12 protein-coding genes are annotated in these 13,384 nt (G+C 70.4%); 7 read left to right on the top strand and 5 right to left on the bottom strand.

Translation table 11 applies throughout. The annotated features are described in order from the left end of the window. Positions 1–13: 13 nt before the first annotated feature. A complete protein-coding gene (glyA, locus tag ABZS66_RS03400) occupies positions 14–1,276 on the bottom strand; it encodes a serine hydroxymethyltransferase (RefSeq protein ID WP_354754674.1) in 1,263 nt (420 codons plus the stop codon). A gap of 157 nt (positions 1,277–1,433) precedes the next feature. After that, positions 1,434–3,287 carry a dihydroxy-acid dehydratase gene (ilvD, locus tag ABZS66_RS03395; RefSeq protein WP_354754672.1) on the bottom strand — a complete coding sequence of 618 codons (1,854 nt, stop codon included), beginning with the start codon at positions 3,285–3,287 and terminating at the stop codon, positions 1,434–1,436. Positions 3,288–3,505: 218 nt separating this feature from the next. Here ilvD and ABZS66_RS03390 point away from each other — a divergent pair, with 218 nt between their 5' ends. The 4 genes from ABZS66_RS03390 to ABZS66_RS03375 all read left to right on the top strand — a co-directional run bounded on the left by ABZS66_RS03390 (position 3,506) and on the right by ABZS66_RS03375 (position 7,457). Further along, positions 3,506–5,380 carry an acetolactate synthase large subunit gene (locus ABZS66_RS03390; protein ID WP_354754670.1) on the top strand — a complete coding sequence of 625 codons (1,875 nt, stop codon included), beginning with the start codon at positions 3,506–3,508 and terminating at the stop codon, positions 5,378–5,380. After that, entirely contained in the window at positions 5,380–5,898 is a 519-nt protein-coding gene (gene ilvN, locus ABZS66_RS03385) for an acetolactate synthase small subunit (protein ID WP_354754669.1), read from the top strand. Before ABZS66_RS03390 ends, ilvN begins: the two co-directional genes overlap by 1 nt. Before the next feature lie 31 nt (positions 5,899–5,929). Continuing rightward, on the top strand, positions 5,930–6,943 hold the full coding sequence (gene ilvC, locus ABZS66_RS03380) for a ketol-acid reductoisomerase (protein ID WP_354754668.1): 1,014 nt from the start codon (positions 5,930–5,932) through the stop codon (positions 6,941–6,943). A gap of 82 nt (positions 6,944–7,025) precedes the next feature. Next, entirely contained in the window at positions 7,026–7,457 is a 432-nt protein-coding gene (locus tag ABZS66_RS03375; protein WP_354754667.1) for a TipAS antibiotic-recognition domain-containing protein, read from the top strand. Positions 7,458–7,517: 60 nt separating this feature from the next. On the opposite strand, the gene ABZS66_RS03370 is transcribed toward ABZS66_RS03375, so the two are convergent. Then, positions 7,518–7,826 carry a hypothetical protein gene (locus ABZS66_RS03370; protein WP_354754666.1) on the bottom strand — a complete coding sequence of 103 codons (309 nt, stop codon included), beginning with the start codon at positions 7,824–7,826 and terminating at the stop codon, positions 7,518–7,520. A gap of 287 nt (positions 7,827–8,113) precedes the next feature. On the opposite strand from ABZS66_RS03370, the gene serA reads away from it, so the two are divergent. From serA to ABZS66_RS03355, 3 genes are all read left to right on the top strand, one after another. Further along, positions 8,114–9,724, top strand: coding sequence for a phosphoglycerate dehydrogenase (gene serA, locus ABZS66_RS03365; RefSeq protein WP_354754664.1), 1,611 nt, complete (start codon positions 8,114–8,116; stop codon positions 9,722–9,724). A gap of 121 nt (positions 9,725–9,845) precedes the next feature. Beyond that, positions 9,846–10,874: a 3-isopropylmalate dehydrogenase gene (locus tag ABZS66_RS03360; protein ID WP_354754662.1), complete on the top strand. Its 1,029-nt coding sequence runs from the start codon at positions 9,846–9,848 to the stop codon at positions 10,872–10,874. A 103-nt stretch (positions 10,875–10,977) separates the two neighbouring features. Further along, on the top strand, positions 10,978–12,075 hold the full coding sequence (locus tag ABZS66_RS03355; RefSeq protein ID WP_354754660.1) for a branched-chain amino acid aminotransferase: 1,098 nt from the start codon (positions 10,978–10,980) through the stop codon (positions 12,073–12,075). A gap of 148 nt (positions 12,076–12,223) precedes the next feature. Here ABZS66_RS03355 and ABZS66_RS03350 read toward each other — a convergent pair whose 3' ends face one another. Both ABZS66_RS03350 and ABZS66_RS03345 read right to left on the bottom strand, forming a co-directional pair. Beyond that, complete coding sequence (locus ABZS66_RS03350; RefSeq protein ID WP_354754658.1) at positions 12,224–12,481, bottom strand: hypothetical protein; 258 nt, start codon at positions 12,479–12,481, stop codon at positions 12,224–12,226. 165 nt (positions 12,482–12,646) lie between these two features. Further along, complete coding sequence (locus tag ABZS66_RS03345) at positions 12,647–13,147, bottom strand: carboxymuconolactone decarboxylase family protein (protein ID WP_354754656.1); 501 nt, start codon at positions 13,145–13,147, stop codon at positions 12,647–12,649. Positions 13,148–13,384 lie beyond the last annotated feature (237 nt).

The following is a 13,384-nucleotide window of genomic DNA, read 5'->3' as shown; positions in this document are numbered from 1 at the left end:
GCCCCGGGAACAGCTACTTCCAGCCGGGCATCGGGTAGTTCTTCAGGAGGTCGCGGACCTCGCCCGCGATGGTGTCCAGGGCCGGGTCGTCGTTCTTGGTCGCGGCGTCCACGGCGCGGGAGATCCAGTCGGCCACCTGGGGCATCTCCGACTCGGTCAGGCCGCGCGTGGTCAGGGCGGGAGTGCCCAGGCGGACGCCGGACGGGTCGAAGGGCTTACGGGTGTCGTACGGGACCGTGTTGTAGTTCGTTTCGATGCCCGCCCGGTCCAGGGCGCGCGCCGCCGGCTTGCCGCCGATGTTCTTGCCCGTCAGGTCCAGCAGGATCAGGTGGTTGTCGGTGCCGCCCGAGACCAGGTCGAAGCCGCGGTCGAGCAGCGCCGCCGCCAGGGCCTTGGCGTTCGCGACGATCTGGTGGGCGTACGCCTGGAACGAAAGGGTCGACGCCTCGGCCAGGGCCACGGCGATGCCCGCGGTGGTGTGGTTGTGCGGGCCGCCCTGCAGGCCCGGGAAGACCGCCTTGTCGAGGGCCTTGGCGTGCTGCTCGTCGGACATGAGCATGGCGCCGCGCGGGCCGCGGAGGGTCTTGTGGGTGGTGGTGGAGATGACCTCGGCGTGGCCGACCGGGGACGGGTGGGCGCCGCCGGCGATCAGGCCCGCGATGTGGGCGATGTCGGCGACCAGGACCGCGCCGACCTCGCGGGCGATCTCGGCGAAGCGCGGGAAGTCGATCGTGCGCGGGATGGCGGTACCGCCGGAGAAAATGATCTTCGGCCGTTCGCGGAGGGCGATGTCGCGCACCTCATCGAAGTCGATGCGGCCGTCGGAGCGGCGGACCGTGTACTGCACGGGGCGGAACCAGGCGCCCGTCGCCGACACCGGCCAGCCGTGGGTCAGGTGGCCGCCCATCGGCAGCGCCATACCCATGACGGTGTCGCCCGGCTTGGCCAGGGCCATGTACACGGCCAGGTTGGCCGGCGAGCCCGAGTACGGCTGGACGTTGGCGTGGTCGACGCCGAACAGGGCACGGGCCCGGGCGATCGCCAGCTCCTCGATCGGGTCGATGAACCGCTGGCCCTCGTAATACCGCTTGCCGGGGTAGCCCTCGGAGTACTTGTTCGTGAGGACGGTGCCGGTCGCCTCGAGGACGGCCGGGGAGACGTAGTTCTCCGAGGCGATCATCCGCAGGGTGTCGTGCTGCCGCTCGGTCTCGCCCTGGATGAGGGCGGCCAGCTCGGGATCGGCCTGGGTGAGGGCATTGAGCGCGGGAACGTGCATGGGCCACCTCCTGGCATACGCCGATCGAGACACCCAGGCGCGCGGTGCCAGCGATGCTAGGAAGCTCCCCGGTGGTCGGTTCCACCTTGAAATGCGCCAGTCGCGGTTACCCCGCAGATGATAGTCGACGCACCGGGGAGTTCGCCCGCCCGAAAACTCACGGCACCTTTCGGTAGGCTCCGTCGCTCGCCGAGGTGGCCATCGACGCGTACGCACGCAGGGCCGCGGACACCGGGCGCTCGCGGTCGGCCGGGGTGTACGGCCGCTCGCGCTTGTCCTGGGCGACCCGGCGGGCCTGCAACTCGTCCTCGGGCACCGCCAGCTCGATCGACCGGTTCGGGATGTCGATCTCGATGATGTCGCCCTCCTCGACCAGGGCGATGAGACCGCCGCCCGCCGCCTCGGGCGAGATGTGGCCGATGGAGAGCCCGGAGGTACCGCCGGAGAAGCGCCCGTCGGTGATCAGGGCGCACTTGCGGCCCAGGCCGCGGCCCTTCAGGAACGACGTCGGGTACAGCATCTCCTGCATGCCGGGGCCGCCGCGGGGTCCCTCGTAGCGGATCACCACGACGTCGCCCTCGGCCACGACCTTGCCGAGGATGCCCTCGACGGCCGCGTCCTGCGACTCGAACACGCGGGCCGGGCCGCGGAACGTGAGGTTCTCCTCCGGCACGCCGGCGGTCTTGACCACGCAGCCGTCCGGCGCGATGTTGCCGAACAGGATCGCGAGGCCGCCGTCGGCCGAGTAGGCGTGCTCGACCGAGCGGATGCAGCCCCCGGCGCCGTCGGTGTCGAGCGAGCTCCACCGGTTCGTCGTCGAGAACGGCTCCGTCGTGCGGACCCCGCCGGGGGCGGCATGGAACAGTTCGATCGCGGCGTCCGAGGCCTTGCCGCCCCGGATGTCCCACTCCGCCAGCCACTGGTCGAGCGTCGCGGCGTGGACGCTGGACACGTCGCGGTTGAGCAGGCCGCCCCGGTCGAGCTCGCCCATGATGGCGGGGATGCCGCCCGCCCGGTGGACGTCTTCCATGTGGTACTTCTGGGTGTTCGGCGCCACCTTGGCCAGACACGGCACGCGGCGCGAGATGCCGTCGATGTCGGCGACGGAGAAGTCCACCTCGGCCTCGCGGGCGGCGGCGAGCAGGTGCAGGACGGTGTTGGTCGAGCCGCCCATCGCGACGTCGAGGGCGACCGCGTTCTCGAACGCCGCACGGGAGGCGATCGCGCGGGGGAGGACCCCGGCGTCGTCCTGCTCGTAGTACCGCTTGCAGAGGTCGACGATGAGCGTCCCGGCCCGCTCGAAGAGCGCGCGGCGCGCGGCGTGGGTGGCCAGCGCGGAGCCGTTGCCGGGCAGGGCGAGGCCGATGGCCTCGGTGAGGCAGTTCATCGAGTTGGCGGTGAACATGCCGGAGCAGGAGCCGCACGTCGGGCAGGCGGAGCGCTCGATCTGGCCGAGCTGCTCGTCCGTGACGGCTTCGTTGGCTGACGCGATCATCGCGTCGATGAGGTCGAGCTTCGCGTCCTTCTCGTGGACCACGCCCTCGATCGCGATCGTCTTGCCGGCCTCCATGGGGCCGCCGGAGACGAACACGGTGGGGATGTTGAGGCGGAGCGCGGCGAGCAGCATGCCGGGCGTGATCTTGTCGCAGTTGGAGATGCACACGAGGGCGTCGGCGCAGTGCGCCTGCACCATGTACTCGACGGCGTCGGCGATGAGCTCGCGGCTGGGCAGCGAGTAGAGCATCCCGCCGTGGCCCATGGCGATGCCGTCGTCGACGGCGATGGTGTTGAACTCCTTGGCGACCCCGCCTGCCTCGGCGACCGTGTCAGCCACGATCATCCCGAGATTGCGCAGGTGGACATGGCCCGGCACGAACTGCGTGAAACTGTTGGCGATAGCGACGATCGGCTTGCCGAAGTCGTCGTCGGTCATGCCGGTGGCGCGCCAGAGGGCGCGGGCACCGGCCATGTTGCGACCAGAAGTGGAGGTCCTAGACCGCAGCTCGGGCATACCTGTCAGCATGACACGGTCCGGATCGTGGGATCGGTTGACTCAGGCCGTGAGATGGGGCAGCATGGCGAGCATGTCGTCGAGGTCGCTCCGAGTACTTATCATCTAGCGCGCCGACGCATGCCGTCAGCGCGCTAGCCCCCCGTGCATCGCACGTGGGGTTTTTTCATGTCCGGGGCCGATAACCAAGACACCTTCGAGCGAAAGTGCGAACTGCGATGACGAGACCCACGCCTGAAGTCCTCGCCCACCGAGCACATCCGACGCCTCCGGCCTCCTCCGGCACCGCGACGCCGGCCTCGGGGGCGACCGAGAAGGCCGCCAAGCCGGTAGTCCGTCCGGCGGAGGAACTGCTCACCGGCGCCCAGATCCTGGTGCGCTCGCTCGAGCAGCTCGGCGCGGACGTCGTCTTCGGCATCCCGGGCGGCGCGATCCTTCCGGCGTACGACCCGCTGTTCGACTCGGAGGCCGTCCGCCACATCCTCGTCCGGCACGAGCAGGGCGCCGGGCACGCGGCGACCGGCTACGCGCAGGCCACGGGCAAGGTCGGCGTCTGCATGGCGACCTCCGGCCCGGGCGCGACGAACCTGGTGACCCCGATCGCCGACGCCTACATGGACTCCGTCGCCATGGTCGCGATCACCGGCCAGGTCGCCTCCGGCTCGATCGGCACGGACGCCTTCCAGGAGGCGGACATCGCCGGCATCACGCTGCCGATCACGAAGCACAACTACCTGGTCAAGTCGGGTGAGGAGCTGCCGCGCGTCCTGCTGGAGGCGTTCCACCTGGCCTCGACCGGCCGGCCGGGCCCGGTCCTCGTCGACATCCCCAAGGACGTGCTGCAGAAGAAGGCGACCTTCAAGTGGCCGCCGACGATGGAGCTGCCCGGGTACCACCCGACCATGCACCCGCACGGCAAGCAGATCCGCGAGGCCGCCCGGCTGATCGTCAACGCGAAGCGGCCGGTGCTCTACGTCGGCGGCGGCGTCATCAAGGCCGGCGCCTCGGAGGTGCTGCGGAAGCTGGCCGAGCTGACCGGCGCCCCGGTGGTCACCACGCTGATGGCCCGCGGCGCGTTCCCCGACTCGCACCCGCAGCACCTGGGCATGCCGGGCATGCACGGCTCGGTCGGCGCCGTCTACGCGCTGCAGAAGTCGGACCTGCTCATCGCCCTGGGCGCGCGGTTCGACGACCGGGTCACCGGCGAGTTGTCCACGTTCGCGCCGAACGCGCAGATCATCCACGCCGACATCGACCCGGCGGAGATCGGCAAGAACCGGACCGCCGACGTGCCGATCGTCGGTGACGCCAAGCACGTCATCGAGGAGCTGATCGCGGCCGTCACGACGGAGAACAACGCCGGGCACCAGGCGAGCCTGACCGACTGGTGGGCGACCCTCGACGACATCCGCCAGCGCTACCCGCTGGGCTACGAGGAGCCGGCCGACGGGACGCTCTCCCCGCAGTACGTCATCGAACGGATCGGCGCCATCGTCGGGCCGGAGGCCATCTACACCGCCGGCGTCGGGCAGCACCAGATGTGGGCCGCCCAGTTCGTGAAGTACGAGCACCCGGCCACCTGGCTCAACTCCGGCGGGCTCGGGACCATGGGCTACGCGGTCCCGGCCGCGATGGGCGCGAAGGTCGGCATGCCCGACAAGGTCGTGTGGGCGATCGACGGCGACGGCTGCTTCCAGATGACCAACCAGGAGCTGGCCACCTGCGCGCTGGAGGGCATCCCGATCAAGGTCGCCGTGATCAACAACGGCAACCTCGGCATGGTCCGGCAGTGGCAGACGCTGTTCTACGACGAGCGGTACTCCAACACCGAGCTCGGCACCCACAAGCACCGGATCCCCGACTTCGTGAAGCTGGCCGACGCGCTCGGCTGCGTCGGCCTGCGCTGCGAGAACAAGCAGGACGTCGACGCCACGATCGAGGCCGCGATGCGGGTGACCGACCAGCCGGTCGTCATCGACTTCGTGGTCGGCAAGGACGCCATGGTGTGGCCGATGGTCGCCGCCGGCACGAGCAACGACGAAATCATGTTCGCGCGCGGCGTCGCGCCCACGTTCGACAAGGACGACGTCTGATGACCAAGCACACCCTTTCGGTTCTGGTGGAGAACAAGCCCGGCATACTGGCCCGGGTCGCCGGGCTGTTCGCCCGGCGTGGCTTCAACATCGACTCCCTGGCCGTCGGCGAGACCGAGCACCCTGAGGTCTCCCGAATGACGATCGTGGTCAACGCGGAAGACTCACCGCTGGAGCAGGTCACCAAGCAGCTCAACAAGCTGGTGCAGGTCCTGAAGATCGTCGAGCTCGACACCAACGCGAGCGTGCAGCGCGAGCTGCTGCTGGTGAAGGTGCGCGCGGAGCGACCGGTGCGCTCGCAGGTCCTGGAGACCGTGCAGCTGTTCCGCGCCCGTGTGGTCGACGTCTCCCCGGACGCGCTCACGATCGAGGCCACGGGAACGTCGGAAAAGCTGGACGCGCTGCTTCGTGACCTGGAGCCGTTCGGTATCAAGGAAATGGTCCAGTCCGGCGTCGTGGCCATCGGCCGCGGTTCCCGCTCCATCACGACCGGCCCGGCGCTTCGCGCCGCATCCTGAAACTTTGACAGGAACTCTGAAAGGACAAGCAATGCCCGCCGAGGTGTACTACGACGACGACGCCGACCTGTCGTTGATCCAGGGCCGCAAGGTCGCCGTGCTCGGCTACGGCAGCCAGGGCCACGCCCACGCGCTGTCGCTGCGCGACTCCGGCGTCGACGTCCGCGTCGGCCTGCCCGAGGGGTCGAAGAGCCGTGCGAAGGCTGAGGAGCAGGGGCTGCGCGTGCTGACGCCGGCCGAGGCCTCCGCCGAGGCGGACGTGATCATGATCCTGGCGCCCGACACCGCCCAGCGGTCGCTCTACGCCGATTCGGTCGCCCCGCACCTGACCGCCGGCAAGGCGCTCCTCTTCGGCCACGGACTGAACATCCGGTACGGCTTCATCACCCCGCCGGCGGACGTCGACGTGGCGATGGTCGCGCCGAAGGGCCCGGGTCACCTGGTCCGCCGCCAGTTCGTCGACGGCAAGGGCGTGCCCTGCCTGGTGGCCGTCGAGCAGGACGCCAGCGGCAACGCGTTCGCCCTCGCCCTCGCCTACGCGGCGGGCATCGGCGGCACGCGCGCCGGCGCGATCCGCACGACGTTCAAGGAGGAGACGGAGACCGACCTGTTCGGCGAGCAGGCGGTGCTCTGCGGCGGCGCCTCGGCGCTGGTGCAGACCGGCTTCGAGGTGCTCACCGAGGCGGGCTACGCCCCCGAGGTCGCGTACTTCGAGTGCCTCCACGAGCTGAAGCTGATCGTCGACCTCATGTACGAGGGCGGCATCGCCCGCATGCGGTACAGCGTCTCCGACACCGCCGAGTACGGCGACTACACCCGCGGCCCGCGCGTCGTCGACGCCCGGACCAAGGAGGAGATGAAGCGCATCCTCGCCGAGATCCAGTCGGGCGAGTTCGCCCGCGAGTGGATCGCCGAGGACGACGCCGGCCGCCCCAACTTCACCAAGTACCGCGAGCAGGGTGCCAGCCACCCGATCGAGGAGACCGGCAAGAAGCTGCGCTCGATGATGAGCTGGGTCGACCGGCCCATCACCGAGACGGCCTGATCGTCCCGTAGTTGACAAGGCCCCCGCGGTTCGCCGCGGGGGCCTTGACTCTCCTGCGGCTGGAGACTCCACGCTTCTTGGCATGACGACGAACCTGACACCGGACGAGAAGCGCGAGGTCTTCGGCGACTTCGACCCCGACCAGTACGCCGAGGAGGCCGAGCAGCGCTGGGGCCAGACCGACGCCTACAAGGAGTCGGCGCGGCGCGCCGCGCGGTACACCAAGCAGGACTGGGAGCGGATCAAAGCCGAGGCCGCGGCGAACACGGAGGGCTTCATCGCGGCCTTCACCGGCGGCGTCCCGGCCGACAGCGACCGGGCCCGAGCCCTCGCCGAGGAGCACCGGCAGCACATCAGCCGGTGGTTCTACGACTGCTCCTACGAGACCCAGCGCGGGCTCGGTGACATGTACGTGGCGGACCCGCGGTTCACCGCCAACTACGACACCGACCACCCGGGTCTCGCGCAGTACATCCGGGACGCGATCCACGCGAACGCGGACCGCGCCGCCTAGCCGAACGCCAAAAGAGCACGGCCCCGTCCCGGGGCCGTGCTCTTTCCCTGACCGCTGCGATCAGGAGCGCACGTAGGGCTGCTGGGCGTCGTACTCGCCCTTGTAGTCCTCGTTCTTGTAGTCGTCGCCCTTGTAGTCGTCCGAGGCGTAGGCGTCGCCCTTGTACTCCTCGTCCTTGTACTCGCCCTTGTGCTCGTCGGCGTAGGCGTCGTCCTTGCCGTCGTACTGCTCGAAGTGCTCCTCGATGCGCTCGACGATCTCCTGCACCTTCTCCTCGACGTGGTCGTAGGCCGGCGCCTCGTAGGTCTCGTGGCCCTCGTGGCCCGCCTCGTAGCCGCCGTCGTGGCCGCCGTCGTAGTACTCGCTCATCCTCGGTTCTCCTCGCCATGTGCGGATGGGTCGTGCCGATGCCCGGGGACACGGCTGCGCGTGGGCGCCGGGTTCAGCCCCGCCCGGTCAGGTCTTTGACAGCGGTACCCGGACGAGTGCTGTGACGGCGCTCACGTCCGCACGGGGGCGAGCCGGTTGGACCGCCGGGCCTACGATCGCCGGAAGAGGCCGCCCGCCCGGCCCCGTCGCCGTCTTCTCCGCGTGGCGTGCAGTGCTGCGCTCCACGCGCCGACGCCAGCCGCACAGCAGAGAGCCGAGGACCGCACATGCCCCTCCCTCCTGACCGCCCGGTGGTGCTGATCGCCGAGGAGCTCGCCCCCGCCGCCCTGGAGGTGCTCGCCGACGACTACGAGGTCCGTCACATCGACGGCACCGACCGGCCCGCGCTCCTGGAAGGCCTGGCCGACGCCAGCGCCGTGATCGTCCGCAGCGCCACCCAGATCGACGCCGAGGCGGTCTCCGCCGCGCCGCGGCTGAAGGTCGTCGCCCGTGCCGGCGTCGGCCTGGACAACATCGACGTGCCGGCCGCCACCGCCCGCGGCGTCATGGTCGTCAATGCCCCCACGTCGAACATCGTCTCCGCCGCGGAGCAGGCCGTCGCGCTGCTGCTCGCGGTGGCGCGCAACACGGCCGCGGCGTCGTCCGCGCTCAAGGCCGGCGAGTGGAAGCGCTCGAAGTACACCGGCGTCGAACTGTCCGGCAAAACCGTCGGTGTCGTCGGGCTCGGCCGCATCGGGGTGCTGTTCGCCCAGCGCATGGCCGCGTTCGGGGTCCGGCTGGTCGCCTACGACCCGTACATCCAGCCCGCGCGGGCCGCCTCGCTCGGCGTGCGGCTGCTCGGCCTCGACGAGCTGCTGCGGGAGAGCGACTTCATCTCGATCCACCTGCCGAAGACGCCGGAGACCGTCGGGATCATCGGCGCGCGCGAGCTGACGCTGGTGAAGCCCGGCGTGCGGATCATCAACGCGGCCCGCGGCGGGCTGGTCGACGAGCAGGCGCTCGCCGACGCGCTCGCCGACGGCCGGGTGGCCGGGGCCGGCGTCGACGTCTTCGCGAAGGAGCCGTGCGTCGCCTCGCCGCTGTTCGCGTTCGACAACGTGGTCGCGACCCCGCACCTCGGGGCATCGACCGTGGAGGCGCAGGACAAGGCGGGGCTGGCCGTCGCGCGCAGCGTGAAACTGGCCCTCGACGGCGAGTTCGTCCCGGATGCCGTGAATGTCCAGGTCGGCGGCGTGGTGGCGGAGGAGGTACGTCCACTGCTCCCGCTGGCCGAGAAGCTCGGCCGGGTCTTCACCGCGGTCGCCGGCGGCATCGCCTCGTCCGTGACGGTCGAGGTGCACGGCGAGGTGGCCAACCTCGACGTCTCGGTGCTCAAGCTGGCGACGACGAAAGGCCTGTTCAGCAGTGTTGTCGCCGACCAGGTCACCTATGTGAACGCACCGCATCTGGCTGCCGACCGCGGGGTCGAGGTGGCTCTCGCGCTCTTCACCGAGTCGACCGACCACGCGAACTTGGTGACCGTGCGCGGAGCGCTCCCGGACGGCCGGGTAGCCTCGGTATCCGGCACCTACGTCGCCGGCCCGCGCGAGGCGCTGAAGCTCACCGAGATCGACGGCTTCAGCCTGGAGCTCGCGGCCGAAGGCGTGTTGTTGTTCTTCCGCTATGCGGACCGGCCCGGCGTCGTCGGGACGGTCGGGTCGATCCTCGGCAAGGCGGGTGTCAACATCGCGGCGATGCAGGTGGCCCGGCGCGAGGCCGGCGGTGAGGCGCTCATGACGCTGACCGTCGACAACGCGGTGGAGGCGGATCTGCTCAACGACGCGGCGCTGTCCATCGGCGCGACGGCGGCGAGCACGGTCGACCTTTCGGGCGAATAGTCGTTCCTCTCATGAGGGCGGGGAGCGTGGCGGCGCTCCCCGCCCTCTCATCTTTCGGGACAACCGTCCAATCCGTAGGACGAGCGCGTACCGTAGGCGGGTCTGACGAAAGGGGCGAGTGGTGGCGAAGATCGCGGTCGTGGCCGGCGACGGTATCGGAACCGAGGTGGTGGCGCAGGCGCTGAAGGTGCTGCGCGTCGTGCTCCCGGGCGTCGAGACCAACGACTACGACCTCGGCGCGGCCCGCTACAACCGCACCGGCGAGGTGCTGCCCGAGAGCGTGCTCGACGAGCTGCGCGGCCACGACGCCATCCTGCTCGGCGCGGTCGGCGACCCGAGCGTCCCGCCGGGCGTGCTCGAGCGCGGGCTGCTGCTGAAGCTGCGCTTCGACTTCGACCAGTACGTGAACCTTCGCCCCTCCCGCCTTTGGCCCGGCACGACCAGCCCGCTGGCCGGCGTGAAGGCCGGCGAGATCGACCTCGTCGTGGTGCGCGAGGGCACCGAGGGCCTCTATGTCGGCGCCGGCGGCAACCTGCACCCGGGCACCGCCGCCGAGGTCGCGACCGAGGAGAGCCTCAACACCCGGCACGGCGTCGAGCGGGTCATCCGCGACGCCTTCGCCCGCGCGCAGAAGCGCGAGCGGCGCAAGGTCACGCTGGTGCACAAGACCAACGTCCTGACCCACGCCGGCGGCCTGTGGGCCCGCACGTTCAACGCGGTCAAGGGCGAGTTCCCGGAGATCGAGACCGAGTATCAGCACGTCGACGCGGCCGCCATGTTCCTGGTGACCAACCCGCAGCGCTACGACGTGGTCGTCACGGACAACCTCTTCGGTGACATCCTCACCGACATCGCCGCCGCGGTCACCGGCGGCATCGGGCTCGCCGCCAGCGGTTCGATCAACCCGGAGCGCGCGTTCCCGTCGATGTTCGAGCCGGTGCACGGCTCGGCGCCGGACATCGCCGGCAAGGGCGTCGCCGACCCGGCGGCCGCGGTGCTCTCCACGGCGCTGCTGCTCGACCACCTCGGCCACCCCGAGGCCGCCGCGCGAGTATCCGAGGCGGTCGGCGCCGAGGTCGCCGCGCGGACGCCCGGCTCCGCGCTGTCGACCGAGGCGATCGGTGACCGCCTGGCCGCCGCGGTGGCGTAACACGCTCGCCGTTCCGCGCCGGCTGCCGATTGAACGTCCGTTCGGGTAAGTTGCAGGCACGGCGCGTGGGCTCTCGCGTGCCGACATCGTGTTGGAGGTACGCATGAGCGGTGGTGAAACTCTCGACTTCGAGATCCGACCGAATCCGGCGCCGGTAGCCGCCGCGGAGCGATCCGCGCTGCTGGCCAACCCGGGCTTCGGGCGGATCTTCACCGACCACATGGTCACCATCCGCTATGCGGACGGGAAGGGCTGGTATGACGCCCGCGTCGAGGCCCGCGCCCCGATCCCGATGGACCCGGCCACCGCGGTCCTGCACTACGCGCAGGAGATCTTCGAGGGGCTGAAGGCCTACCGGTCGGCCGACGGCGGCGTGACGATGTTCCGCCCCGACGCCAACGCCGCCCGGTTCCGCGCGTCCGCGAAGCGGATGGCCATGGCGCCGGTGCCGGAGCGGCTGTTCCTCGACGGGCTCGACGCGCTCATCCGCACCGACCGCGACTGGGTCCCCGACGACCCGGAGGGCAGCCTCTACCTGCGCCCGTTCCAGTACGCGAGCGAGGTCTTCCTCGGCGTGAAGCCGTCGTCGGAGTACCTCTTCGTGATCATCGCGTCGCCGGTCGGCAGCTACTTCAAGGGCGGCGTCCAGCCGGTCAGCGTCTGGGTCTCCCGCGACTACAGCCGCGCCGCCACCGGCGGCACCGGCGCCGCGAAGTGCGGCGGCAACTACGCCGCCAGCCTGGTCGCCCAGGCGGAGGCGATCGAGCACGGCTGCGACCAGGTGGTGTTCCTCGACGCCGCCGAGCAGCGCTACGTCGAAGAGCTCGGCGGCATGAACGTCTTCTACGTGTTCGAGGACGGTTCGATCACCACCCCGCCGCTGACCGGCACGATCCTGCCGGGCATCACGCGCGAGTCGGTGATCCGCCTGGCCCGCGACCGCGGCCTGACCGTGCGGGAGGAGCTCTACTCGTACGAGCAGTGGCGCGCCGACGCCCGCAGCGGCAAGCTGCGGGAGGCGTTCGCCTGCGGCACCGCGGCCGTGATCACGCCGATCGGCACGATCCGCGACCGCGACGGCGAGTTCGTCGTGGCCGACGGCAAGGCCGGCGAGGTGACCATGTCGCTGCGCGACACGCTGGTGGGCATCCAGCGCGGGCTGACCGCCGACACGCACGGCTGGGTCCACCGGGTGCTGTAAGTTTCGCGATTTCGAGGGGGCGCGCTCCGCCAGGGGCGCGCCCCCTCGCCTGCGCACGCCCACACCCGTCGCACGGGCTGCGGGGACGCGGCGGCGGGGTGGGTCTTGTGGGGGCGCGCGGTGGACGGCGGCAGGGGCGTGGAAGGGGTCAGGCGGACCAGCGGCCCAGGTTTGACGTGCGGCCCAGGCCCGGGCGGCTCGTGCGCGGCGACGGGCGGCCGTAGGCCAGCTGCAGCGCCTCCTCGGCGAGCTGCGCGTCCGGGCACGGCCAGAAGGAGCGGCACTCGCAGAAGTTGTCGGTGCGCGGCCGGTGCGCCTCGTACAGCGACCGGGCGACCCGCCACAGCAGCGGGTCGGCGCAGCCGAGCGGTGGGTCGAGCGGCGGCTCGTCCTGCGTTTCGTCCATCATCGTGCTCCCATGGGTCCCGGCTGCCACCGCTCTGAGCGACAACCGTAACCGCCCGCCGGGCACCGACGCAGACACTCTGTGCGCAAGTTGCATGGAAGGGCCGGGAAATGCGTACGGGTGCCGGAGCCGCCACTCCGACACCCGTACAAAGAGGAAAGCTCCTTAGTCGAGAGCCGCCTCTGTTTCGAGGGTCACCGCCACGGAGTGGATCACTCCGGCGACGCGCAACACCTCGTCGATCACTTCGCGGGACACCCCTGCACCACGAAGTGATCTTTCGTGCGATTCCAGGCACACCCCGCACCCGGTGATCGCGGATACTGCAACGGACCACAGCTCGGTGTCCACCATGGGGACGCCCGGCGTGGAGGTCACCTGGCGGCGCAGCCGCGCCGGCAGGTGCTGGTACGCCTCGTCACCGATGAGGTGCTTGGCGCGGAAGTAGACATTGTGGATCGCCATCCGCGACGCGACGGCCTGCGCGGCTGCGGCGACCTCGGGCTTCACGTTCGAGAAGGCCCAGCGGATCGTCGGCGCGCTGCGGGTCGTCATCGCGCAGGCGAGCGCGGCGCCCCACAGCTGCTGCTCGGTCAGCAGATCGCCGTCGAGCAGGGAGCGGAGGTTCAGCTCGACGTCCCGCGCATACGGCGGCAGGGCCGGCATCGACATCGAACGAACACCTCCTCACGAACCGTGATCAGAACTCCCGCGAGCGGGACTGACAACAACCTTGCCCGGCGCTCGTTACAGGTACGTGACGAACAGGGTGAATCGTGAAGCAGATCACCTCCGATCTCAAAATTCGGAATCACCTGTCCCGGGTGGCTCGTGCGTGGCAAGCTACCCAACGTGACTCGGCTCATTATTGGCCCTTAGCGCGCCCAGCATCCACCCCGCTGG

It is taken from the genome of Dactylosporangium sp. NPDC005572, from assembly GCF_040605515.1.
In the GTDB taxonomy this organism is placed as follows: Bacteria; Actinomycetota; Actinomycetes; order Mycobacteriales; family Micromonosporaceae; genus Dactylosporangium.
The sequence above is the reverse complement of the archived record's forward strand: the minus strand, read 5'-3'. Positions and strand labels throughout refer to the sequence as shown.